This is a genomic window from Clostridium ljungdahlii DSM 13528 (genome assembly GCF_000143685.1).
GTDB classification, from domain to species: Bacteria; Bacillota; Clostridia; order Clostridiales; family Clostridiaceae; genus Clostridium_B; species Clostridium_B ljungdahlii.
Genome location: NC_014328.1, coordinates 2,812,936 through 2,834,192, shown reverse-complemented (window position 1 = coordinate 2,834,192; position 21,257 = coordinate 2,812,936). Strand labels below are relative to the sequence as shown.

At 31.9% G+C, this 21,257-nt stretch carries 20 protein-coding genes and 1 riboswitch; of the genes, 10 read left to right on the top strand and 10 right to left on the bottom strand.

All coding sequences use genetic code 11. From position 1 onward, the window contains the following. Window positions 1–65: 65 nt before the first annotated feature. Window positions 66–743, bottom strand: coding sequence for a phosphatase PAP2 family protein (locus CLJU_RS12590; RefSeq protein ID WP_013239203.1), 678 nt, complete (start codon window positions 741–743; stop codon window positions 66–68). A 55-nt stretch (window positions 744–798) separates the two neighbouring features. After that, a complete protein-coding gene (locus CLJU_RS22610) occupies window positions 799–957 on the bottom strand; it encodes a glycine zipper domain-containing protein (RefSeq protein ID WP_023161901.1) in 159 nt (52 codons plus the stop codon). A gap of 697 nt (window positions 958–1,654) precedes the next feature. Here CLJU_RS22610 and CLJU_RS12585 point away from each other — a divergent pair. Further along, on the top strand, window positions 1,655–1,849 hold the full coding sequence (locus CLJU_RS12585) for a hypothetical protein (RefSeq protein ID WP_013239202.1): 195 nt from the start codon (window positions 1,655–1,657) through the stop codon (window positions 1,847–1,849). 297 nt (window positions 1,850–2,146) lie between these two features. Here the strand turns inward: CLJU_RS12585 and CLJU_RS12580 are convergent, their stop codons facing one another. After that, window positions 2,147–2,395, bottom strand: coding sequence for a hypothetical protein (locus CLJU_RS12580; RefSeq protein ID WP_013239201.1), 249 nt, complete (start codon window positions 2,393–2,395; stop codon window positions 2,147–2,149). A 151-nt stretch (window positions 2,396–2,546) separates the two neighbouring features. Beyond that, complete coding sequence (locus CLJU_RS12575; protein ID WP_013239200.1) at window positions 2,547–3,227, bottom strand: YczE/YyaS/YitT family protein; 681 nt, start codon at window positions 3,225–3,227, stop codon at window positions 2,547–2,549. A gap of 191 nt (window positions 3,228–3,418) precedes the next feature. Between CLJU_RS12575 and CLJU_RS12570 the strand changes: the two genes are divergently transcribed. The 3 genes from CLJU_RS12570 to CLJU_RS12560 all read left to right on the top strand — a co-directional run bounded on the left by CLJU_RS12570 (window position 3,419) and on the right by CLJU_RS12560 (window position 7,559). Then, window positions 3,419–3,850: a MarR family winged helix-turn-helix transcriptional regulator gene (locus tag CLJU_RS12570; protein ID WP_013239199.1), complete on the top strand. Its 432-nt coding sequence runs from the start codon at window positions 3,419–3,421 to the stop codon at window positions 3,848–3,850. Window positions 3,851–4,026: 176 nt separating this feature from the next. Continuing rightward, complete coding sequence (locus tag CLJU_RS12565) at window positions 4,027–4,857, top strand: prephenate dehydratase (RefSeq protein ID WP_013239198.1); 831 nt, start codon at window positions 4,027–4,029, stop codon at window positions 4,855–4,857. A 143-nt stretch (window positions 4,858–5,000) separates the two neighbouring features. After that, window positions 5,001–7,559: a SpoIID/LytB domain-containing protein gene (locus CLJU_RS12560; protein WP_013239197.1), complete on the top strand. Its 2,559-nt coding sequence runs from the start codon at window positions 5,001–5,003 to the stop codon at window positions 7,557–7,559. A gap of 109 nt (window positions 7,560–7,668) precedes the next feature. Here the strand turns inward: CLJU_RS12560 and asrB are convergent, their stop codons facing one another. From asrB to CLJU_RS12530, 6 genes are all read right to left on the bottom strand, one after another. Then, the gene (gene asrB / locus CLJU_RS12555; RefSeq protein ID WP_013239196.1) at window positions 7,669–8,457 is read right to left on the bottom strand and encodes an anaerobic sulfite reductase subunit AsrB; all 789 of its coding nucleotides are present in this window, start codon (window positions 8,455–8,457) and stop codon (window positions 7,669–7,671) included. Continuing rightward, window positions 8,457–9,515, bottom strand: coding sequence for an anaerobic sulfite reductase subunit AsrA (gene asrA, locus CLJU_RS12550; RefSeq protein WP_013239195.1), 1,059 nt, complete (start codon window positions 9,513–9,515; stop codon window positions 8,457–8,459). Before asrA ends, asrB begins: the two co-directional genes overlap by 1 nt. A 51-nt stretch (window positions 9,516–9,566) precedes the next feature. After that, window positions 9,567–10,235 carry a TorD/DmsD family molecular chaperone gene (locus CLJU_RS12545; protein ID WP_013239194.1) on the bottom strand — a complete coding sequence of 223 codons (669 nt, stop codon included), beginning with the start codon at window positions 10,233–10,235 and terminating at the stop codon, window positions 9,567–9,569. Beyond that, window positions 10,236–10,850, bottom strand: coding sequence for a 4Fe-4S dicluster domain-containing protein (locus CLJU_RS12540; protein WP_013239193.1), 615 nt, complete (start codon window positions 10,848–10,850; stop codon window positions 10,236–10,238). It abuts the gene before it with no gap. After that, the gene (locus tag CLJU_RS12535) at window positions 10,850–13,525 is read right to left on the bottom strand and encodes a molybdopterin-containing oxidoreductase family protein (protein ID WP_013239192.1); all 2,676 of its coding nucleotides are present in this window, start codon (window positions 13,523–13,525) and stop codon (window positions 10,850–10,852) included. The genes CLJU_RS12540 and CLJU_RS12535 overlap by 1 nt, the downstream gene beginning before the upstream one ends. Window positions 13,526–14,161: 636 nt before the next feature. Next, window positions 14,162–15,064: a LysR family transcriptional regulator gene (locus tag CLJU_RS12530; RefSeq protein ID WP_013239191.1), complete on the bottom strand. Its 903-nt coding sequence runs from the start codon at window positions 15,062–15,064 to the stop codon at window positions 14,162–14,164. 156 nt (window positions 15,065–15,220) lie between these two features. Here CLJU_RS12530 and CLJU_RS12525 point away from each other — a divergent pair, with 156 nt between their 5' ends. The 6 genes from CLJU_RS12525 to citG all read left to right on the top strand — a co-directional run bounded on the left by CLJU_RS12525 (window position 15,221) and on the right by citG (window position 21,084). Further along, window positions 15,221–15,721 carry a TspO/MBR family protein gene (locus tag CLJU_RS12525; RefSeq protein WP_013239190.1) on the top strand — a complete coding sequence of 167 codons (501 nt, stop codon included), beginning with the start codon at window positions 15,221–15,223 and terminating at the stop codon, window positions 15,719–15,721. Between the two features lie 466 nt (window positions 15,722–16,187). Continuing rightward, window positions 16,188–16,295, top strand: a riboswitch (TPP riboswitch). Window positions 16,296–16,385: 90 nt separating this feature from the next. Further along, window positions 16,386–17,045, top strand: coding sequence for a thiaminase II (gene tenA, locus CLJU_RS12520; protein ID WP_013239189.1), 660 nt, complete (start codon window positions 16,386–16,388; stop codon window positions 17,043–17,045). Between the two features lie 4 nt (window positions 17,046–17,049). Beyond that, window positions 17,050–17,802, top strand: a complete 753-nt coding sequence (locus tag CLJU_RS12515) for an ABC transporter ATP-binding protein (protein ID WP_013239188.1) — start codon at window positions 17,050–17,052, stop codon at window positions 17,800–17,802. Then, complete coding sequence (locus CLJU_RS12510; RefSeq protein ID WP_013239187.1) at window positions 17,799–18,542, top strand: ABC transporter permease; 744 nt, start codon at window positions 17,799–17,801, stop codon at window positions 18,540–18,542. Before CLJU_RS12515 ends, CLJU_RS12510 begins: the two co-directional genes overlap by 4 nt. Continuing rightward, window positions 18,539–19,564 carry an ABC transporter substrate-binding protein gene (locus tag CLJU_RS12505; protein WP_013239186.1) on the top strand — a complete coding sequence of 342 codons (1,026 nt, stop codon included), beginning with the start codon at window positions 18,539–18,541 and terminating at the stop codon, window positions 19,562–19,564. The genes CLJU_RS12510 and CLJU_RS12505 overlap by 4 nt, the downstream gene beginning before the upstream one ends. Before the next feature lie 647 nt (window positions 19,565–20,211). Continuing rightward, the gene (gene citG / locus CLJU_RS12500; RefSeq protein WP_013239185.1) at window positions 20,212–21,084 is read left to right on the top strand and encodes a triphosphoribosyl-dephospho-CoA synthase CitG; all 873 of its coding nucleotides are present in this window, start codon (window positions 20,212–20,214) and stop codon (window positions 21,082–21,084) included. Window positions 21,085–21,257 lie beyond the last annotated feature (173 nt).

Sequence of the window (21,257 nt, the reverse complement as noted above, 5' to 3'; positions counted from 1 at the left end):
ATAAATAATGGAACTATAACCTAAGATAGCTCTATTATTTATCTCTGAAAATTATAGATATCGAATTAGTATTTTTTGTTTTCAATTTTTAAGTTTCCTATTTTTAGTGAAGACATAAATAATTTTGGTATTTGATAAATACATATGTAAATTATTGCAGCAAGAATAACTCCTCCAACAATATCTATAATTGAATGCTGTTTTATAAACACTGTAGAAGCACATATCAATAGAGTAGCTATAAGTGATAAATTTTTAATTAAAGTTTTATCTTTTAATTTATAACAGTTAATTAATCCTATATGAACTCCAATGGAATTACAAACATGAATGCTTGGAAATACATTGTTTGTGCCATCATGGTCATAAATAAAATTAACTAGCCGAGAAAAAATATCTTTACCTGATACACTTGGTCTGGGAAATTGAGAATTTGGATATAGTATAAATATTATAAAGGAAATAGTCATGCTTAATGAAAGAAATAGCTCCATTTTATAGAAATCTATTTTTGATACAAAACCAAGATATACAAAACCAATAGACATATAAGCAAACCAGAAATAATATGCTAAAACGAATTCTTTCACAAAAGGTATTTTAGAATCAAGATAAGAATACATAATATGTTGAGAAACTATAGTTTTTTTTAGATATGCAAACCATAAGGTTAAAAATATAAATATAGTTAACGATAAAAAGTGGTTATATTTTTTATAAGTACTTTTTGCTAATAACATCATTTTCTTCCTCCCTGTTAATAATACCAAAGTTTATTAACACTATAAAGTTGTAATACTAAGCTGTCTTATTGTCACTTAAAGCTATACCCAAAGCAGAGCCAAGTGCTATCCCCAAAGCAAGATTATGGAATGATGTCCCAAGCAGAATTCCTAAACTTATTCCAAGAGCCAAATAAGAATAACTTTTTTTACTTGCCTTTTTATTTTTTTCCATAAACAAACTCCTTTCTTATGTAAATCAGTATGTCTTTTTTATCAATTAAAAGTTTAGTTGCCAAGTTATTGGATTCTATCTCAACCTGTGTAAGTTAGCAATTTCTTATTTTCATTATAATCCTAGAAGTACTCATAATAAAGAGTTTGCTTAAAATTTTTCTAACTGATTTCTAATTTTTAAAATTATAATAAGAGATCTATATAAAGATTTTAGTATAGATGAAGTTAAGAGAAGCCATAATCTAGTAGAAAGGCATGTTGGTAAAAAGTGCAAGTATAGTGAACTAATTATTAGAAATTATTCAAATATATAAGTAGGATTTAAAATAGATATATCTTAAAACCTGCACTTTAATAGGTAAACACAGGTTTTGATAATATTTGTCAAGATATGGATTTATTAATAAAATGATAGTATTAAATAGGAATTTATTCAATAGGTAATAGCATATAATTATATATAGAACTTAGATCAATCCCCAGTTGGGCATATCTTTTTCAGTATAATTTAATTGTTTTTAAAATTTTAATAAATTCACAAATTGTTATTCTTTCATTTACCATAATTATGGTTTAATGTGATATAATGTATTCAATAGCAGTAAATTATGTTATGTAAATTACCTTCTCCCGTAATTGCTATATGAGTGGATTGCAGGTATAATGGGTTGACACAATGGGAGGAGGTAATATGAATGAGCTTTTTCTTTTTGTGCATTATAGTGCTTTCCATAACTGAAATATCAAGTCTATGTATTTTATCAGTATTTTGTTATAAACAAGATAAAATTAAAATGTTTTTTGAAAGCAAGACAAGTGTTTCAAAAGATAAAGTTTTAAATGATGTTAGGGTCGATGTAGATAAACCTAAAAAAGAAAATAGCAAGTAACTTCGGCTAAAAGCTACTTGCTCATATAAGTTTTTTCATGCATGACATAGTTTTGTGAATGTATACAGCTTCCTGCAATCCACTCACCCTACATATTTACTATTATATTACAAACTAGGTGAAAAATACACTATATAATTAAAATTTGTGTTATATTTTTACTATTTAAATTTACCACATGAACATCCCCTAATTATTTTAGTGATTTTGAAATATTAAATGTATTGATGACATTAAAAAGGGAGCTCCGGAAATCCGGAGCTTTTTCAATTTCTGCATTCTACATTAATGTATGGATTATAATTGTTCTACATATTTTTTGGCATCCCTTAAATTAAGATGCAAATCATGTTTAGCTTCTTTAATTGCTCTAATTTTTTTGCCCTGAGATAAAAGCAGCCTTAATTTATCATCAATATCAGAATCGTCATCTGATATTATAATCATATTTTCTGATTTAGATTTTTTCCTTACCTTATGAATAACATGAACTAAAGCTCCAGCTGAAAGTAATCCAATTGCAAATAATTTTGTTTTATTTTTCATTATGAACCTCCCCTAAATATGTAATATTTTTTATAGTATATCATATATAAGTTAGGAATTTGTAGATAAAAATAAATTTCTAACTTATATTGTTAAAAAAATGATTTTGAAGGAGAGTTAAATTTATGATAAACTAAAAGCAGTTAGAATGTTATATACTCTCACTGCTTTCATAGCTCTCAGTTTCATATTTAGTCTTTTTATATTTAAAACGTTTAAAAATAAAACTATATATTTTTGTAATGTTTCCTACAAGTACGGCACAAATTATTGTCCCTTCTCGTACTGCTTTTATTTTTCCAAAAGTAAAAAGTGAAATCACTATTGCAATTATGCATAGGGTGGAATCAAACATAATTTTTATGTTTCCAAATTTTTTCCCTGTTTTATTAGCAATAACTTTTACAACACCTTCTCCAGGATTTATAATTACATTGGCAATAACCTGTAAATACACTCCTAAAGCAAGAGCAAAACAGCCCAAAAGTAAAACGATTATTTTTTCGATATAAATATTTGGATTTACAAAACGAAATATGCTCATTCCTAAATCAACGAACAAACCAAAGAATGGGCCTACAAACACTTGAAGAAATTGTTCCTTTGGAAAATCTTTTCTTAAAATAATTATCTCTGTAAGTAAAAATAAAATACTCAACAAGAAGGTAAATTGTCCAAGGGTAAGATGAAATATCATGGAAAGTACATATGGGACACTGTTGATGGGTGAAGTTCCCATATTTGATTTTGTGGTTAGACTTATTCCTAAACCCATAAAAAATAAGCCAGTTATAAATATAAAATATCTTATAATTATTTTAAGTTTTGACATTAACAATGCCTCCTAATGAGAAGTTTTATTTATAATAATAGTTTCATATGCAACTATTATTATAATGCTTTACTAATAGAGTGTCAATATTTAGGCTAATCCATTTCTATTATTAGGAAATTTATTGACATAATAGTTTGTTTATTTTAAAATTAAAGTTGCATATGAAACCTTAATTAGGAGGACTATTTATGAAGGATTTATCAAAATATGTTTCTGTGACACATCGTCGTACACAAATGTTTTATACAGAGAATCTTGAAAAGTTAGAAATTACTAGTGGACAATTTATGTATATAGTCTGTATTTGTGAAAATGCTGGACAGACACAGGATGAATTATCTCAAAGATTAATTATAGATAAGAGCACTGTAGCAAAGGTTTTATCACAACTTGAAACAAAAGGATTTATTACTAAAACAATAAATTCAAATGATAGACGTGCATTCAATATTTTTCCTACAGATAAAGCTATGGATATTTACCCCCAAATATTAGAAATAAAGGATGAGTGGCATCATAGATTGACTGAAAATTTGAGTGATATAGAATGCGATGTTTTTCAAAAGTTAATGGAAAAGGTTATGGAGAATAGTATTAAAAATTGCAAAAAATACGTGTAATGATATACTATGATAATAGAATTTATAGTACCTTGCATATTAGATATATTTGTGGGGTGGTTTTATGAGAAAATGCATTGTAGTTAGAATACAGGAAAATATTAAAAATATTCAATTAGGAAACATTGACAAATTAAGATAAAATTAAAGAAATAGTACTTTGGAGGATTAAATAAATGAATAGGATTGCTACACTTGGTCCGGCAGGTACTTTTAGTGAACTTGCGGCAAAAAAATACATTGAAACATTTGACAAAAGTGCAGAAATAACTTTTTATTCTACTATAACAAAAGTTTTTAATGGGATTGGTAAGGAATGTGAATTGGGAATTATACCTATTGAAAATACCCTTGATGGATATGTACAACTTACACTTGATTTACTTTCACAAACAGATTTCAATATAATATATGAGACTGTTGTTCCAATTCAGTTTTCATTTGTTAGTAATACTTTAGATATATCTGATATTGAGAAAATATACGTTCAATTTAAAACTCAAGGACAGTGCTATAATTTTTTAGAACAGGTTACTAAGGCTAAAGTTATAACTACAGAAAGTAATGGAGAATCATTTCAAAAAGTAGAAAGAGGTATTTTAGGACAAGCAGCTATAATTCCAAGGCATATGCTAAGAACTAGTAATAAATTTCTTTTTAATATTGAAAATGTAACTGATTCAGAAGAGAACGAGACAAGGTTTATTGTACTTTCAAAAGATACTATAAAATATGATATTAATAGACGGTATAAAACTTCAATAATTGTTATGGATGCTGCAGACAATAAACCTGGGGCACTATCAAAAATTTTAAATGAATTTTCTGAGAAAAATATTAATTTAACTTCGATAATGTCACGTCCAACTAAAAAAGCACTTGGGAAATATTATTTCTTTATTGACATTGATGGACATTATCCTGAAGAAAAAAGTGTTAAAGAAGTAATTGACAAAATTAGTAAAAATAATATAGTTAAAATTCTTGGTACTTATTCACTATTTTAAAGTAACAGTTTAAGATAAATAATAGACGAAATTACATAGTACTATCTTGTGATTTCGTTTTTTTCCTCCAGGTTCCAGTCCATTTAATAAGTATTCTATCGATACTTTACTAAAGGCCAAATTATCTGGAGGGGGGATGGTTTATGTTCAAACGATATTTCCTAAGTTTTACAACATTTACTTTTTTTATTGCTATGCTTTTAATTGCCTTTACACAAAAAGCTTATGCTTATCAAAACAGTGGTTACTTTAATAATGTAAAGGTAGGACTTTTAAGCATGTCCTCTACCACTATTGCTGTTAAATTAAATGGAGATTATACTTTAAATGGACAAGTATATTCATCTGGATCTATTTTAAATCTTGGGATAAGTGGAACAAGTATCACACTAAATGGAGTAGTACAGAGTCAGATTACTTTAACTCCCAATAATAGCTCTAACTTGGTAACACTTACGTCTGGTTCAGTGTCAAATAAGTACTTAGGCTCCTTTTCAATTAAGTTTTATAATGGAAAAGTTTTGCCTATTAATATGATTGACATTGAAAGCTATCTAAAGGGTGTAGTAGGATATGAATTGGATAATAGCTGCCCAATTGAGGCCTTAAAAGCACAAGCAGTGGCAGCAAGAAATTATGCAATATCACGAATAGGATATGCTGCAGCTAATGGCTATGATTTTGATGATACCCCAGCTTATCAGACATATAAAGGTTACGATGCAAATCTTACTAATGTGATTAGTGCTGTGGATCAAACTAAAGGACAAGTTCTTTTATACAATGATAAATTAGTGGAGACCTTATATTCCGCTTGGCATGGGGGAGTTTCAGAAGATAGTGAAAATGTATGGGGAAATTATGTCCCATATTTACGATCTGTACAAGATCCCTTTGAAAAATTACCTTGGCCTAATGGCAACATAGTATTGACCAATTCACAGATACAAGCAATTTTAGTAAATAGGAAATATATAGCTTCTACAGATACCTTTGTAAGTTTAGATTTAAGTTCAATAACTAAATTTACAAGTGGTAGGGTGTCAAACATTAATATCATTTATAAGGATGCAGCAGGATCGGTGCAAACAAAATCTGTAACAAATGATTGTACAAGAACTTTCCTTGGATTGCCAAGTAACCTTTATACTGTAACTTATGATGCAGTAAGCGGAGCTTACACTTTTTCAGGAATGGGAAATGGACATGGTCTTGGAATGAGTCAGATCGGAGCTAAAAACAGAGCTAGTGCAGGACAAACTTATGATCAAATTTTAAAATTCTATTACCAAAATGTATATTTGCAGAATCTCATTACAAGTGCTATCTTAAATAACTTTACTCAAAGCACAAATAGCTTGCTTATTGGAAACACTATTTCCTTTAATGCAGCGGCAACATCTGGTAGTGGAACTTATCTATATAAGTATGTAGTAACAAATGGAACTAATGTTGTATACACAAAAGATTATAATAATATTTCATCACTAGATTATGTACCAAGTACTCAAGGAAATTATACTGCGCAAGTTTATATGAAAGATCAAAATTCTACAGCTGATTATGATGATACAAAGACATCTTCTTTTATAGTTTATGGAAACCCTGTTATAAACAATTTAACTACTAATAAACCACAATATTTGACTGGACAAACTGTTAATATAAACACAACTGCTGCGTCAGGTTCTGGGGGTTACCTTTATAAGTATGTAATTTCACTAGGTGGAACAACTTTGACGACTGTAGATTATAGTAAAAATGCAAGTTTAACTTATAAAGTAAATAGTGCAGGAGATTATAATATAACAGTGTATATGAAAGATTCACTTTCAACAAAGGATTATGACGGCATGAAAACTATAGCTGTTAAAGTGTATGATCAACCTACTATGACATATACTAGTACACAAAATTTTATCTTTATTGGAGGCACTGTGAATTATACTATAAGTGAAGTAAATGGTTCCGGCAGTGCACAATATAGGTTTGTAGTTATGAATGGAAGCAGCATAGCAGCCGATAGTGGTTATTTAAGTTCAAATACTTTTAGCTTTAAACCTGCAGCTGCAGGAAGCTATCAAGTAATAGGATACCTTAAGGATTCACTATCCGAAAAGGCCTTTGATGTTCAAGGTACCTTGAATTTAAATGTATATAATCCTCAAATCAAAAATGTAAATGTAAGTGGATACTTTTATGTAGGAACTATATTAAGTTTTTATGCTAACAGTACAGGGACAAGTCCTTCTGGAATGAGCTACAGATATGAGGTATATAATAACGGAAAGATAGTGGCATCCAGTAATTTCAGCACTTCCAGCACATTTTCATTTACACCTGCTGTAAGTGGAACTTACACAGTTAAAGTTTATGGCAAGGATGGATTAAGTACAAAGAGCTATGATAGTATAAAGCAGTTTAATATTACAGTAAATAGTAAGCCTTTGTATATTTCTACATTGCCTTTAAGTTTAGGGATGACAAGTAGTGATGTAGCAGCACTGCAGAATGCTTTAATAAAATTGGGATATAATGTTTCTGGTGCTACAGGATATTTTGGAACCCAAACTAAAAGTGCAGTAATAGCTTTTCAAACAGATGCAGGAATACCAGCAAGCGGAACAGTGGGAACTTGGACTTATAGTGCATTGAATGATGCTCTTATAACAAAATCAGGAATAAAAAATTTAAGCTTTTAATGAAAACAGGAACTTTGATATTTATTCAAGGTTCCTGTTTTTAAGGATGAATTTTTACTCAATTATTTTAATTTTAAAATCTTCAAATTACCTGTCTTCAGGTCCTCCATTAGTCCAGCAAGTTTTTAGCTTTAGTATAATTAAAAACAGGTCCTTCAAGGCAAACGTAAGTTTCATTTATCTTACAGTGACCACATTTACCTACTGCACAAGACATTTTTCTTTCAAATGATACCCACATTTTAGAATCTTCAACACCATTTGCAAGTAACTCCTTACCTGCAAAATGCATCATTATTGGAGGTCCAACCATAACTACATTGTAGTCTTCAAAACTACTAAATGGGATTTTTTTGATGTGTGCAGTAACCATTCCAGTTTCAAATCCCTCTGCTTTATCATTATCTAAGGTGCAGATCATATTGAATTTAGTTTTGAATCTTTTGAGATCATAATCAAATAAAACGCAGTTGATGTCTCTGAAACCTACAATTACATTAACTGATTTGATCTCATCTGGGTGATCGTAAAAATAGTTCAAAATAGTTCTAACTGGAGCCAGGCCGGTACCGCCAGCAATTACTATCAAATCCTTGTTTTTAAATTTATCTATTGGCCAAGAGTTCCCATAAGGTCCCCTCATAAACAACATATTTCCAGGTTTTAGAGCAAAAAGACCGTTAGTAAGTTGCCCTACTTTTCGGATAGTGAACTCAATCCAGCCATCTCCTTTGCCACTTACAGATATTGGAGCTTCACCTACTTTGGGGATTGATAGTTGAAAAAATTGGCCGTGCTTGGTTTCAATGTTACACTCTACCCTGAAGGTGTATTCTGCATTAGTTTCATGTATGATATTTAGAATTTTATGTGGTGACGGTAGTGTGATATTTTTCATTATTTAGTCACCTCCGTAGATGCTTTTTTCTCACTTGATATTTTTGCTACTTCTTCACTCAATTTGCTTATAGTATCAGAGAATGAAATCTCTTGTGGGCATCGTTTAACACAGCGTCCACATCCCACACACATATGTTCATCTCCACCAAAACGGAAATTGTAATCATAAACCTTGTGTAAGGTTTTAAATCTCATCCTTTCACCAGCTGTATTTCTAACACCATGTCCACCAGCCATAATTGTGAAATCTTCAAGCATACAGGATGACCAGACTCTTCTTCTCTCTCCGTTAAGGCTGGTTTCATTATATATGATGTCCCTGGTATCGAAACAGCTGCATGTCATGCAGACTGTATTGCAAGCACCGCAGCTTAAACACTTATCATTGAAGTCTTTCCAAAATTCCAAACTGTACACTTTTTTCAAAGTGTCGGTGCTATCGATTTTTGGTAAGTTAACCTTTTTTTGATTGCTTTGAACAAACTCAGGAGTAAAGTTCCTTGAAATTTCGCCGTCAAAGTATTTTTTGAATTCATTATTTTTGATTTCTACTAGTAAACCATTTTGCTCGAACCTCACTGCTGCACTGTAATTGTCAGTTTGATTTGAACCCATGGAAACACAGAAGCAATTATCAAACCCTTCCCGGCATTCCAACATAAAGATTTTTAATTTATCACGCAGCCGTTTATAATAGTTATCTTCCTGATTACCATTTTTAAGAAAAATAGTGTCTAATCTCTTAATGCCGTTAATATCGCAGGGACGTGCAAAGAGAATGATATTTTTACTATCATCAATACTACTTTCTTTACAATTATCTTCAGTAAAATAAAGAAGCGTCTGACTAATAGGATAAAAGACTTCCTTCGGTGAAAAATCGGATTTTTCATCATAAATAATCTCTGATACCGAATTAATTTCATCGTAACGTATTAAGTCGGTATTAGGCTTCCAACCGCGGTTTTTAAAACGCTTTGGAGCATAAATTTTATATTCCTTTTTTAGTTCATTGATTATTTGATCCATTCTTTTCGAACTTACATAGTAACCCAATGATTAATCCTCCTATCTTTCTATAAATTCTTTTACAACACATATTTATATTCAATCTGTCAAACTTTTTAGAATTGTATAATCCAAGGCCAAGTAGCTATCAGTTATTTTTCCAATTCCTTTATAAAATTTTGTATCAGCATATTTTTCTATATCAGAACAAAATCTAGGAACCCAATTCAACAGATGCTTACTTAGAAAATCCATCTGCTCTTTTACACAGGATAGAAATTTTGATTCATCCTGTGTGCCTAAAATGTATTGTGTCTCATGGCATAGAAAAGCCATAAAATCAAGTTCTAAAGATATATGGTCTTCATAAAATTCCGATCCTTCATCATCATTTTTTTTAAGACCTTTTGCAGCATATATCGCCTTTACTTGATCATAAGCATCCTGCATAATAATCTTTTTTCTACTGGTATATACTGATTCGTATGGGAAGGCAGCAGAGCCATCCGCTATACCTGCAGCAAGAAAAATTTTTGCGTAGTCACTAGCTAGGTCGGTGATCGGATCACTGCTGCAATTATCGAGATATTCTCTAAGTATCCGGTATCCTTCACTGAGTTTAGTTTGGCAGCACTCTACAGGAAAGCTCATAGATTTCATTTGTGTAAGTAACGGTTCATCTATTTCTATTTTATAAAGACGTACCAAAAAGCGATATAGATTCTCACGGTTTTTCATAAGCTTCAAGGAATCCGATTTTCTATCCACCTATCTTTTCCTCCCATCTTGTTCGTTACACTCCTGTGGAATAACATCAATCCATTTGTCATGGCGCAAAATGTATCGAACAGAAGGATGATTGCCAAAATCACGAAGACTGTATACATTTTCACTTCCAGCTTCTTTTAGTGCTATTGATACATCGCTATTGGGATCGTTGATATCACCGAAATATAGGGCTCTGCTGGAACAAGTTTTTACACATGCAGGTTTTTCGCCATTTTGTGTTAAATGAGAGCAAAGAGTACATTTATCCATTACCTTCATTTCGTTGTTAAAGTTGTTTATTTCGTAAGGGCAGGCTCTATGACAGCTTTTACAACCAATACATTTTTCTTTGTCAATAACAATAACACCATCCTCACTACGTTTATAGCATGCCCCTGTAGGACAGACTTTGACGCAAGCAGGATCCTCACATTGCTGACACATCACTGGTAAAAAATACATTTGTATATCTGGATATGTTCCTATGGGGCCTATGGTCAATAATTTGTTCCTTGAGGAGCCGAGAGCAACCCCATTCTCCATTTTACACGCTACCTTGCAGCCATAGCAGCCAATACATCTATCTACATCAATTACCAAAATGTTCTGTTTCATTATTTAACCACCTCCGTAGGATCAGATGGCTGAGGAAGCCATGTCTTAAACTGATCAGGTTTTGTCCAGACACCTTTTGGCGGACCATCATCGGCTCTTGAAATTTTTACAAGATAGCCTCTTAAAGTGTACGTTCCAACAACATCATTAAATGGAGCAGTTGATTTTGAAAGTACATTGACGTTCATTTCACGCCATCCTTCGGTCTCAGTATGATAATTTTCAGGGAAAGTAAAACGTTCCATGTATACGGTTCCGGAATTTATGCCTTTTGTTACATTAGATTTTGCTTTAATCTTGCCCCTTAGAGATTCTACCCATACCCAGTCTCCATGGGAAATACCATAAGTTTTTGCAGCTGTAGGGTGAATCCATATTTCAGGCACAGGGTACATCTCTCTTAGCCATGGGACATTTCTTAATGTATTATGATGATAAAAAGGAATTCGCCCATTGGTCATAACTAAAGGATACTCTTTAGCTAGTTCACTGCCTTCAAGAGGACTTTCAGAAGGCTCTAAGTAGTATGGCAGTGGATCATAGTCCTTTGAAGCAGGAGGTAATTTATATGTGGAATAAGGCATTCCTGTTCTTCCTAAAGTAATCAGGCTTTCCAAGTAAATTTCAATTTTCTTAGAAGGTGTATCAAATCCTCTTGCCTTACCTGTCTTTGGATCGATCTGTTTGTAAACATAGTACTGTTTCCACTCATTTTTAGGCAAGAATTCAAAAGGAGCTTTTTTCTTGAATTCATCCCATGTCATATCAAAAACACTTGTACAACGATTAAGAAGTTCTTCCATGCTATTCCAGTAAGGAAGATCAGCGCCCATATATTCTTCATCAAATGCTTTCTTACAGTTTTCGTGTCCGAGCTCTGCACAGCGTTTTGCCAGCTTTGACCAAAACAACGTTTCATCCATGGTTTCCCATAGGTGGGTAACAGCTTGTCTAACAAAGATTTTATTACAGGATTCTACAGGCATATCTGTTTCTAGCCATTCTGATGCGGGGAGGAGTAGGTCTGCATAGTTAGAGAATGAAGTAGGATACATGTACATATGTACAATAAAATCCATTTCTTTAAGAGCAGGAACCCATGATGCACTCTCGGCAACAGCACCTAACTTATTACCGGATCGCTCAATCCATACTCTTGGTTTATAAGGTTTTCCGGTAATAATTGCATCCCTAACACTGGAAGGTTGAGCTGCCCACCACTGAAGAAGCCCTTTGTATTCGGTACCACCCAGACGCTTTTTGAGTTGTTCTTCAGGAAGCATTTTCTGGGCAGGTGGGACTATATATGTTAAAACAGGTGTAGCACCACTTGTTTCAAAACGCTGCATAAGCGTTCCAGGTTTCTCAATATTACCCATTAGTGCATTTAGGTTAACTGCTGCCATAGCTGCTTGTACTGAGTTAGGGCTTTGGTCGGTGGCAACGCCTAGGTTAAGACCTGAAGGGGAGTTTTGCGTGTATAAATTAATAGCTTCTTCAATCTTGTTTACATCAAGCCAACAGGTTTTTGCTGCCTTTTCAAGAGTATAAGGTTCAACCCTTTCCTTTAAAAGCTGAAAACCAGTTTTACATTCAATTCCGTTCACCATGAAAGTTCCTTCAAGTGCAGGGGTTAGGTTGTCATTCCAAGGATAGGTAAGCGGCTTAGCTGAGTTAGTTTTTGTATCCCACACCATAAAGGTATCCGGGATTTTGGGGTTATTACTTTTATTAGCACGTAATAACATCTTAGTTTTGACGTCTACAAGATAGGGAAGATTTGTCCACTTCATGACAAAATCTTCATCGTAAAGTTTTTTATCAATGATGTAGCGTGTCCAAGCCAGCATAAGTGCCACGTCGCTTCCAGGCCTTATAGGTAACCAAACATCAGCCTTGGCTGCATCTGGAGTCATACGAGGGTCGATTACAACGGTTTTTACTCCATTGGCACGAAGGTCTGCAACGGCGCCTCCACCCATTGCAGGACTGGAGTATGAAGGAGCGGATCCCCACATGACTAGACATTTGATTGGTGTCTCATCGGTATCGTAAATTTCTAGACAGTTTGAGTCGGCGATACTGTAGTCCGAACCGCCATACATCAGATCATTGGCTAACGTACGTGGTAGATAACATTGAGCACAACCAGGCTCAAACCAGTTAGGAGTACCAAATACATTACAAAATCTAGAGATACTCCAAAACTCAGGGTTTCCACCTCCTCCGGTAGAGCATATTACAGCTTCTGCCCCATACTTTTCACGGGTTTCCATAAGTTTCTTGGCAAGAATGTCAATAGCTTCATCCCAAGAAATACGCTTCCATTTATTTTCACCTCGTTTGCCAACTCTCAGCATTGGATACTTATTACGATTTGGATTATAAAGAGCTTGTATCCCTGAGAGTCCTTTGGCGCACATTGATCCTTTGTTCATTGGGTTCTCAGGATCGCCTTCAAGCTTAATTACTCGTCCATTCTTAACATGTGCAATAACACCACAATTGGAAATACATGCTCTACAACATGTTCTGACGATCTTAGTAGCGGATGATGCATCATCCTGGACTGACTCACTTTTTACTAATCCACTTGAGCCGTTAACAGCTGATGTAATTCCTGTTATGTTTGTTGCATTAAGAAAATCGCTTCTATTCGTTTTTTGATTTTCCATTTGTTTACCTCCTTTACTACTAATAGGCTTAGATAATTGTGTGCATATTTTGTGAATAAATTAATTATCTAATTTTAAGATACCACCTTATATGTTGGCTTTCCAATTCAAAAAAAGCTGATTGCTTATTCCAAAAATGAATAATTGGCTTTATTTCGTTTTCGAATTGTTTATCAATGAATCTTACTTAGTGGGAAAAGCAGATATCCCAAATCTTTGATTTGGTGATAGTCGCTTTCGCTGTGTGCAAGCAGATATCCCAAATCTTTAATTTGGTGATAATCGCTTTCACAGAGTGTGTGGGAGTATTACAGTAGGTAGCCATCAGATAAATATTAATTTATAGCTCATATTTTTCTTAGCTGTATTATACAGGTAATTCATGTAAAATGATTTGTGATGAAATAAAATAAAGAGGACCATTGAGTGGAATTCATATTGGACTTGAATAAAGTAGCAGCAAGTTCATTTGTTATTTTTTGATCTATAAACTTGCTGTTATAGAATGCTTATATAGAGTACAATTAAATTTTAGATTATGTATGGATTATTTGTGTAAACTCCAATTTAGAAATTTAGATATGATTAATAATATGTATCAAGTAGGAAAACAGGATTTTATGTTATAGAGAACTTCTAAGATTTATTTTTGTCATTTGCCATTTTAGCTATTAACATATTGACTAGTTCGTTAATCTTAGGATTCTTTTGACTATGTTTATTAATAAATGCACCTAGTGTAATTGAAATACTAGGTGAAAATGGTATTAAAACAACATTATTAAATGATGAATTACTTGCTAGCTTACGTGTTATTAAAGCAACACCATAGTTAGCTTCTACACCACTCAAAATAGTTTCGGGTCTTCCTCTAAATATAATATCTGGAGCAATATCATGTTCATCAAAGAAAGCCATACATAAGTTAGATATACATGTATAGGGTTCCATTAACATAAGAGAAGAATTTTTTAATTGTTCTGGAAAAATAAAATGCAATTTTGCTAAAGGAGTATCTTTGTGAACAGCTAAAACAATTTCATCTTCAGCAGCAGGAATGAAAAGAGTTTTACTATTATCTAGATTTTCTCCATACCAATAAGTTAGTGCTATATCAAAACTATTATTTTGCAATCTATGAAATAGTCGTGGTTCTTCTAGTTCTACTAAATTGATTAGAAAAGAAGGATTCTCTAATTCAAAGCGACTCATTGGAATATACAAATGAAAGTTACCAATAATAGGTAAAGAAAGTACTGTTATTTTATCTTTATATCCAGGTTGTAGTTTTTTGGACATATATTCTAAACGATAAATCTCGTCTAATGTGTGCCTAGCTTGAGGTAATAATCGTTTTCCTTCAATTGTTAATTTTACACGTCTATGTTTACGATTAAAGAGTTGAACACCTAATTCATGTTCTAATGCTTGTATTTGTTTACTAACAGAAGATTGAGTAATATTTAGCTCTAAGGCAGTTTCCATATAACTGCCAGTATCTACTACAGTTATAAAATATTTTAATTGTTCTTCTGTCATTTTACCTCACCTATTCTGCTTTTTAATTAATTATATAATAACTTGAAATTGATTACAAGTATCATTTTCACATAGGATTCTTTCACTTAATAGCTATTATATTTTTCAGAATAAAAGTCTTTTCTTTAAAATATAATAGCAGTAGGAGGTGAATTTATGTTTTGTAATATATTTAAGGTAAATGGAGAAAAACATATTGGAAAACTTATTATAAGTATTATAATTGCAGAAGGAGTCGGAGCTATTAGTGCTTTTTTAGGAATGTCTAATCAAGAAATGTACAGTCAGCTTGTTAAACCTGTGTTTTCACCACCTGGTTGGATATTCCCTATAGTGTGGATTATTTTATTTTTTCTTATGGGTACAGCTGCATATAGAATATGGATTAGAGGAAAGCAAGGAGAAGATGTTAAGAGAGCACTGGTGCTGTATGTTATTCAATTGGCATTAAATTTTATGTGGACAATTATATTTTTTAGATTTCAGTTATATGGTTTAGCTTTTCTAGAATTGATGATTTTGTTAGTATTTATTTTAATGACGACTTTTGAGTTCAGTAAAATTGATAAAACAGCAGCTTATTTAATGATACCATACATACTTTGGGTGTCATTTGCAGGTATATTAAATTATGCAATATGGATGCTAAATAAATGACATATATAATTAGGTATTACTTTGAAAATATTTAATATTTTATATATTCACTCTTGAATGTTAAAATTAATTATTTTACGTTCAGAAGTGGATTTTTGTTTTTAAAGATATGTATCAATGAATCTTACTTAGTGGGAAAAGCAGATATCCCAAATCTTTGATTTGGTGATAGTCGCTTTCGCTGTGTGCAAGCAGATATCCCAAATCTTTGATTTGATGATAGTCGCTTTCTCTTTAGAGTTTTGTTTCTCCCACTAAGTTTAGATGAATTATCTAGGGGCGTAGCTACTGTTATCTCCCACTTTGATAAAAGTGGGAGTGTTACAGTAGGTAGCCATCAGATAAAAGGATTAAACTTTGCTATAATATAACATGTGTTTAAATTTGAGACTCTTTAGCATGTTGACCAATTTTTGTTATTGTAGTAATATAAAAATTGTATATATAATGTAAAAATTAAATAGATTTAATATCCCAGGGGGGCTGGTGTTACCGGCTGAGAGTAAGAATATAATTCTTAGACCCTATACCTGATCTGGTTAATGCCAGCGTAGGAAGAGGTTTTTATGTAGTTGATAAATAAAAGGTACAAACTTCCTAAGAGGTTTGTACCTTTTATTTTAATTAATAATGTGTATGTCAGATGAAAAAGGAGAAACTTATTATGAAAACATCTATGAAATTATACGAAAGCGTAAAAGACATATGGAATTCTTACTATGAACATCCATTTGTAAAGGGAATAGGAGAGGGAAACTTAGAAATAGATAGATTCAAATTTTATATGATTCAGGATTACATATATCTTTTTGATTATGCAAAAGTGTATGCATTAGGGGTGGTAAAAGCCAGTGAAGAAAGTATAATGCAGGGGTTCTCAAAGATGGTGGACAATATATTAAATGGAGAAATGAATATTCATAGGCATTATATGAAAAAAATTGGTATTAAAAAAGAGGAAATAGAAAATGTTAAAGCTTCTATTGAAAATATTTCGTATACAAGTTATATGCTGTCTGTATCTCAAATGGGAGATTTAATGGATTTAACTACTTCTCTTTTAGCTTGTATGTGGAGTTATTATTTAATTGGTAAAAAGTTGAGTAAAATAGAGGGGTCACTGGACAACGAGTTTTACGGACAGTGGATAAAAGGATATATATCTAGTGATTATGAAAAGGAGACTAAGTGGGTGATAGATTTGTTAGATTATTTGACGGAAAATATATCGGAAAAGAAATTTAACAGGTTAAAGGAAATATTTATAAATACAAGCAAGTATGAATGTATGTTCTGGGACATGGCTTATAACAAGGGGATGTGAAATCATGCTGGAATTTAAAAATGTAAGCTTCAAATATGAGGAAGATCCTGATTTCATTATAAAAAATCTCAATTTTAATGTGGACAAAGGGGAATTTATAAGTATAGTAGGTCCTAGCGGATGTGGGAAAAGTACTGTACTTAGACTTATTTGTAAGCTGGAAAAGGCTTTTGAAGGAGATATAATTTTAAAAGATAAAAATATAAATGATTTAAAAGGTTACATAGGATACATGCCGCAAAATGATCTTCTTATACCCTGGCGAACTATACTTCAAAATGTATATCTTCCTCTTGAAGTTAAAGGTGAAAATTTGAAAGAGGCACAGGTTCAAGCAGAAAAAATGTTAAAGGATTTTGGACTTGAAAAATATAAAAATAAATACCCGAAGGATTTATCAGGAGGTATGCGGCAGAGGGCGTCTTTTGCAAGAACTCTCCTTACGGGAGCAGAAGTGCTGCTTTTGGATGAACCTTTTAGTGCATTGGATGCTATAACAAGAGTTTCTATGCAGGAATGGATCATTGATAAATGGCTAGCTTTAGATAAAACTATATTATTTATAACCCATGATGTAGAAGAAGCTCTTTTTTTATCAACTAAGATATTTGTTACATCTGAAAGCCCAATAAGAAAATTTAAAGAAATAAAAGTGCCTCTCAACTATCCAAGGACTAGAAGTATGATAGACACACCTCCTATATTAAAGATAAAAGAGGAACTTATAAATGAACTAAAAAAGGGGGTTAGGCTGTGAAAAGGTATAGATCATCCATAATAGTTGCCCTATTGTTTTTTGCAATATGGCAGGCTCTAGCAATGTATATAGATGCAATGTATATACTGCCTTCTCCTACTGCTATTTTAGAAAAAATATGGGAACTTAAAGATATTTTATTTTTAGTACATCTTCCTGCTACTCTTTTGATTACTATTGAGGGACTTTTAATATCTATAGTGCTTGGGGTAGTGCTTGCTGTGGCTATGAATATAAGTGAAAGAATACAAAGGGCTCTCTATCCAATTGTAATTGTAACTCAAACAGTTCCAATTACTGCACTTGCACCTATATTCATACTTTGGTTTGGATATGGTATATGGAGTAAGGTACTTGTAACGGTACTTATAACATTTTTTCCTATAACTATAAATGTATATGATGGACTTCGTTCTACAAGAAAAGATATGGAAGAAATTTTAATTACCTATGGTGCTAGTAAAAAAGATATATTTATGAAGTTAAAGTTTCCAGCTTCACTTCCTTACTTTTTTTCTGCACTTAAAATGGCAGTACCTTTAAGTGTAGTGGGGGCAGCTGTAAGTGAGTGGCTTGGAGCAGAAGCAGGTCTTGGATATTTTAGTAAGAGAATGATGACACAAATGGATGGCGCAGGAGTGTTTGCACCTATTGTCATATTATCACTAGCTGCTCTAATTTTAGTGGAAATATTAAATGTTTTAGAAAATAAAATAGTAAAATGGAGGAATGAAGTATGAAAAAAAATAAATATTTATCTCTTGTAATTGCATTCTTATTGATGGCTGTTATATTAGGAGGATGTGGAAATAGCAGTGATTCATCAAAAGGTAAGGATGGCAAGTTAGAAAATGTGGATTTAGTACTTGATTGGTATCCAAATGCAATACATAGTTTTATATATGCTGCTATTAAAAATGGATACTATAAGGAAGAAGGACTTAATGTAAACATTAAATTCCCATCAGATACTACAGATCCTCTTTCACTTCCAGCAGCAGGAAAAGCTACTATTGGAATATACTATCAACCGGATATTGTAATTGCAAGAGCAAATCAGGGGGTTCCTGTAAAATCTATAGGAGCTATTGTACATACACCGCTTAATGTAATAATAGCTTTAAAGGAAAAAAATATAAATTCACCTAAAGATCTTCAGGGAAAGACTGTAGGTTATTCAGGGAATTCTTTAAATGTTCAATATGTAAAAACTATGGTAAAAAAAGAAGGGGGAGATCCAAACTCTGTTAAAATGGTTGATGTAGGATTTGATTTATTATCTTCTATGGTAACTAAAAAAGTAGATGCAACTACGGGAGGACTTATAAATCATGAGGTTCCAGTACTTCAAAATGAAGGACATCCTGTAAATTACTTTGATCCTGCAAAGTATGGAGTGCCAAATTATTATGAAGAAGTATTTGTAACTAGTGACAAAACTCTTAAGGAAAAACCTGAAGTGCTTAAAAAGTTTATGAAGGCATCTCAAAAGGGATTCGAATATACTAAGAAAAATCCTAAGGCAGCTTTAAAAATACTTATGGACAACCAGAAAAAAGATAGTTTTCCTCTAGTACAATCAGTAGAGGAAAAAAGTATGAATATACTTCTTCCTAAGATGGAGTCAAATGGTGAGCCTTTTTTGAGTCAGGATAAAAGTGTTTGGCAGAACAATATAGATTGGTTAAAAAAACAAGGTCTTCTAAAGAAAGATATAAAACCAGAAGATCTTTATGTAAATATTCTGGATAGCAATAAATAAAAGGAGATTTTCTAAACAAAAAATCAACTTATACTCCGAATATTTTTTACAACCTTCAGTTCGTTAAATATTTTGATAAGTCTAAGTAAAAAATTCTAAAAAAACTAAGAACTTTTGAAAACTCGTACCTCAGACAATTCAAAAGTTCTAAGTTTTTACGAATTTTTTCTTAAGACTTATATACAAAATATTTAAAAGAACTTCATTATTGTAAAAATATGTCTGCGTATAAGTTGATTTTTAAGTTAGAATACATATATATAGATCGTAAAGTTTAATTGTAGAGTTAACTATCTATACAAGAGTTTCTGATTGAAATTTAAACTTATACATAAAATATAATGACAAAATTGAAAGCACATTTAAAAACTTTTCCATAAGTCTTAGCGAGGTATTTTAGAAAATCTTAGGAGCTTTGATATGTCTGAGACACGAGTTTAGCTAAGATCCTTAGATTTTCAAAATACCGAGCTTTAGACTTGTCAAAAGTTTTTATTGTGGTGAAATTTGTCATTATATGATATTGTATAAGTTAACTTTCAATCTAGAAACTCTATATAAGTTATCTTCTATAGCATTTTGCCTGTAACTATGATAAAATATGTGTCGTATTTTATAGAATAAAAATAATATATGGAGAAAACAATATGAAAAATGAGAAGATGTTTCAGATAAACGAAATTTCTATGATAATTGGAGGTTTCGCAGTACAAGCTATGATTTATGAAGTTTCTTGTTATCCCAGTCCTGGCCTGGTGTCACCTGTATCCTGTGGTGCTCATAAGGATATGGACTTTTTTACTTTTATAGACAGTACTTCTGTTTTAAGTAGATATATGACTATGTTTGTTCAAGAAGGATTTTCAGATAAATCCTATAAAGAACTATTTAATAGTATTAGAAATTTAGGAATAGAAGCAGAAAAAGATATGTTTATTAAGACAAAGGGAGTTAATACCCATAAGGGAATGCTATTTTTGATGGGTGTTACCTGCGCAGCTGTAGGAAAGGTCATTTATGAGGGAAAGAGATTTAGCGAAATTAGAAGTATTATAAAGCAAATGACAAAGGGCATAGTTTCAAAGGAACTTTTTACTTTAAAAGATAAAAAAGATTTAAGTCATGGTGAAAGATTATTTATTAAATATAGGACAGAAGGTGTACGGGGAGAAGTAGAGAGGGGATTACCTACAGTTTTTGATTTTTCCCTGGACTTTTATAAGGAAAATGCGGATTTAAATACTAATGACAGATTGGTACATACTCTTATTGGAATAATGCAAATTTGTGATGATTCAACTATAATATACAGGCATTCGCCTGAAGTTTTAGAGGAAGTTAAAGAAAAAGCTAGGAAAGTACTTTCAGCTGGAGGAATGAGGACTAGTGAAGGAAGAAAAAAAATAAATGATCTCTGTAATGGGTTCATAGAGAAAAACGTAAGCCCAGGAGGAAGCGCAGATTTATTAGGAGTAACTGTGTTTTTATATTTAGTAGAAGAATATATGAAAAGTTTATAGAAGTAAGTGATAAGGTAGCTGCATAAGCTTATATTTTATGTAGCTACCTTATTTATTTTTATATAAATTTTTTATAAAAATAGGAGTAATTTTATTACTTCCATACTGAAATTTAATGTTAAGACACATATTTATAAATGTTAATATACTTAACATTTGTTGAAAGAAATATT

What these genes read in the sequence shown, in the direction of transcription:
- CLJU_RS12565 (WP_013239198.1), top strand. Translation starts at nt 4,027, where the DNA reads ATGAATAGGATTGCTACACTTGGTCCGGCAGGTACTTTTAGTGAACTT.
- CLJU_RS12540 (WP_013239193.1), bottom strand. Translation starts at nt 10,850, where the DNA reads ATGAAACAGAACATTTTGGTAATTGATGTAGATAGATGTATTGGCTGC.
- tenA (WP_013239189.1), top strand. Translation starts at nt 16,386, where the DNA reads ATGAAAACATCTATGAAATTATACGAAAGCGTAAAAGACATATGGAAT.
- CLJU_RS12570 (WP_013239199.1), top strand. Translation starts at nt 3,419, where the DNA reads ATGAAGGATTTATCAAAATATGTTTCTGTGACACATCGTCGTACACAA.
- CLJU_RS12505 (WP_013239186.1), top strand. Translation starts at nt 18,539, where the DNA reads ATGAAAAAAAATAAATATTTATCTCTTGTAATTGCATTCTTATTGATG.
- CLJU_RS12525 (WP_013239190.1), top strand. Translation starts at nt 15,221, where the DNA reads ATGTTTTGTAATATATTTAAGGTAAATGGAGAAAAACATATTGGAAAA.
- CLJU_RS12560 (WP_013239197.1), top strand. Translation starts at nt 5,001, where the DNA reads ATGTTCAAACGATATTTCCTAAGTTTTACAACATTTACTTTTTTTATT.
- CLJU_RS12535 (WP_013239192.1), bottom strand. Translation starts at nt 13,525, where the DNA reads ATGGAAAATCAAAAAACGAATAGAAGCGATTTTCTTAATGCAACAAAC.
- CLJU_RS12530 (WP_013239191.1), bottom strand. Translation starts at nt 15,064, where the DNA reads ATGACAGAAGAACAATTAAAATATTTTATAACTGTAGTAGATACTGGC.
- CLJU_RS12590 (WP_013239203.1), bottom strand. Translation starts at nt 743, where the DNA reads ATGATGTTATTAGCAAAAAGTACTTATAAAAAATATAACCACTTTTTA.
- asrB (WP_013239196.1), bottom strand. Translation starts at nt 8,457, where the DNA reads ATGAAAAATATCACACTACCGTCACCACATAAAATTCTAAATATCATA.
- CLJU_RS12585 (WP_013239202.1), top strand. Translation starts at nt 1,655, where the DNA reads ATGAGCTTTTTCTTTTTGTGCATTATAGTGCTTTCCATAACTGAAATA.
- CLJU_RS12575 (WP_013239200.1), bottom strand. Translation starts at nt 3,227, where the DNA reads ATGTCAAAACTTAAAATAATTATAAGATATTTTATATTTATAACTGGC.
- CLJU_RS12580 (WP_013239201.1), bottom strand. Translation starts at nt 2,395, where the DNA reads ATGAAAAATAAAACAAAATTATTTGCAATTGGATTACTTTCAGCTGGA.
- CLJU_RS22610 (WP_023161901.1), bottom strand. Translation starts at nt 957, where the DNA reads ATGGAAAAAAATAAAAAGGCAAGTAAAAAAAGTTATTCTTATTTGGCT.
- CLJU_RS12515 (WP_013239188.1), top strand. Translation starts at nt 17,050, where the DNA reads ATGCTGGAATTTAAAAATGTAAGCTTCAAATATGAGGAAGATCCTGAT.
- citG (WP_013239185.1), top strand. Translation starts at nt 20,212, where the DNA reads ATGAAAAATGAGAAGATGTTTCAGATAAACGAAATTTCTATGATAATT.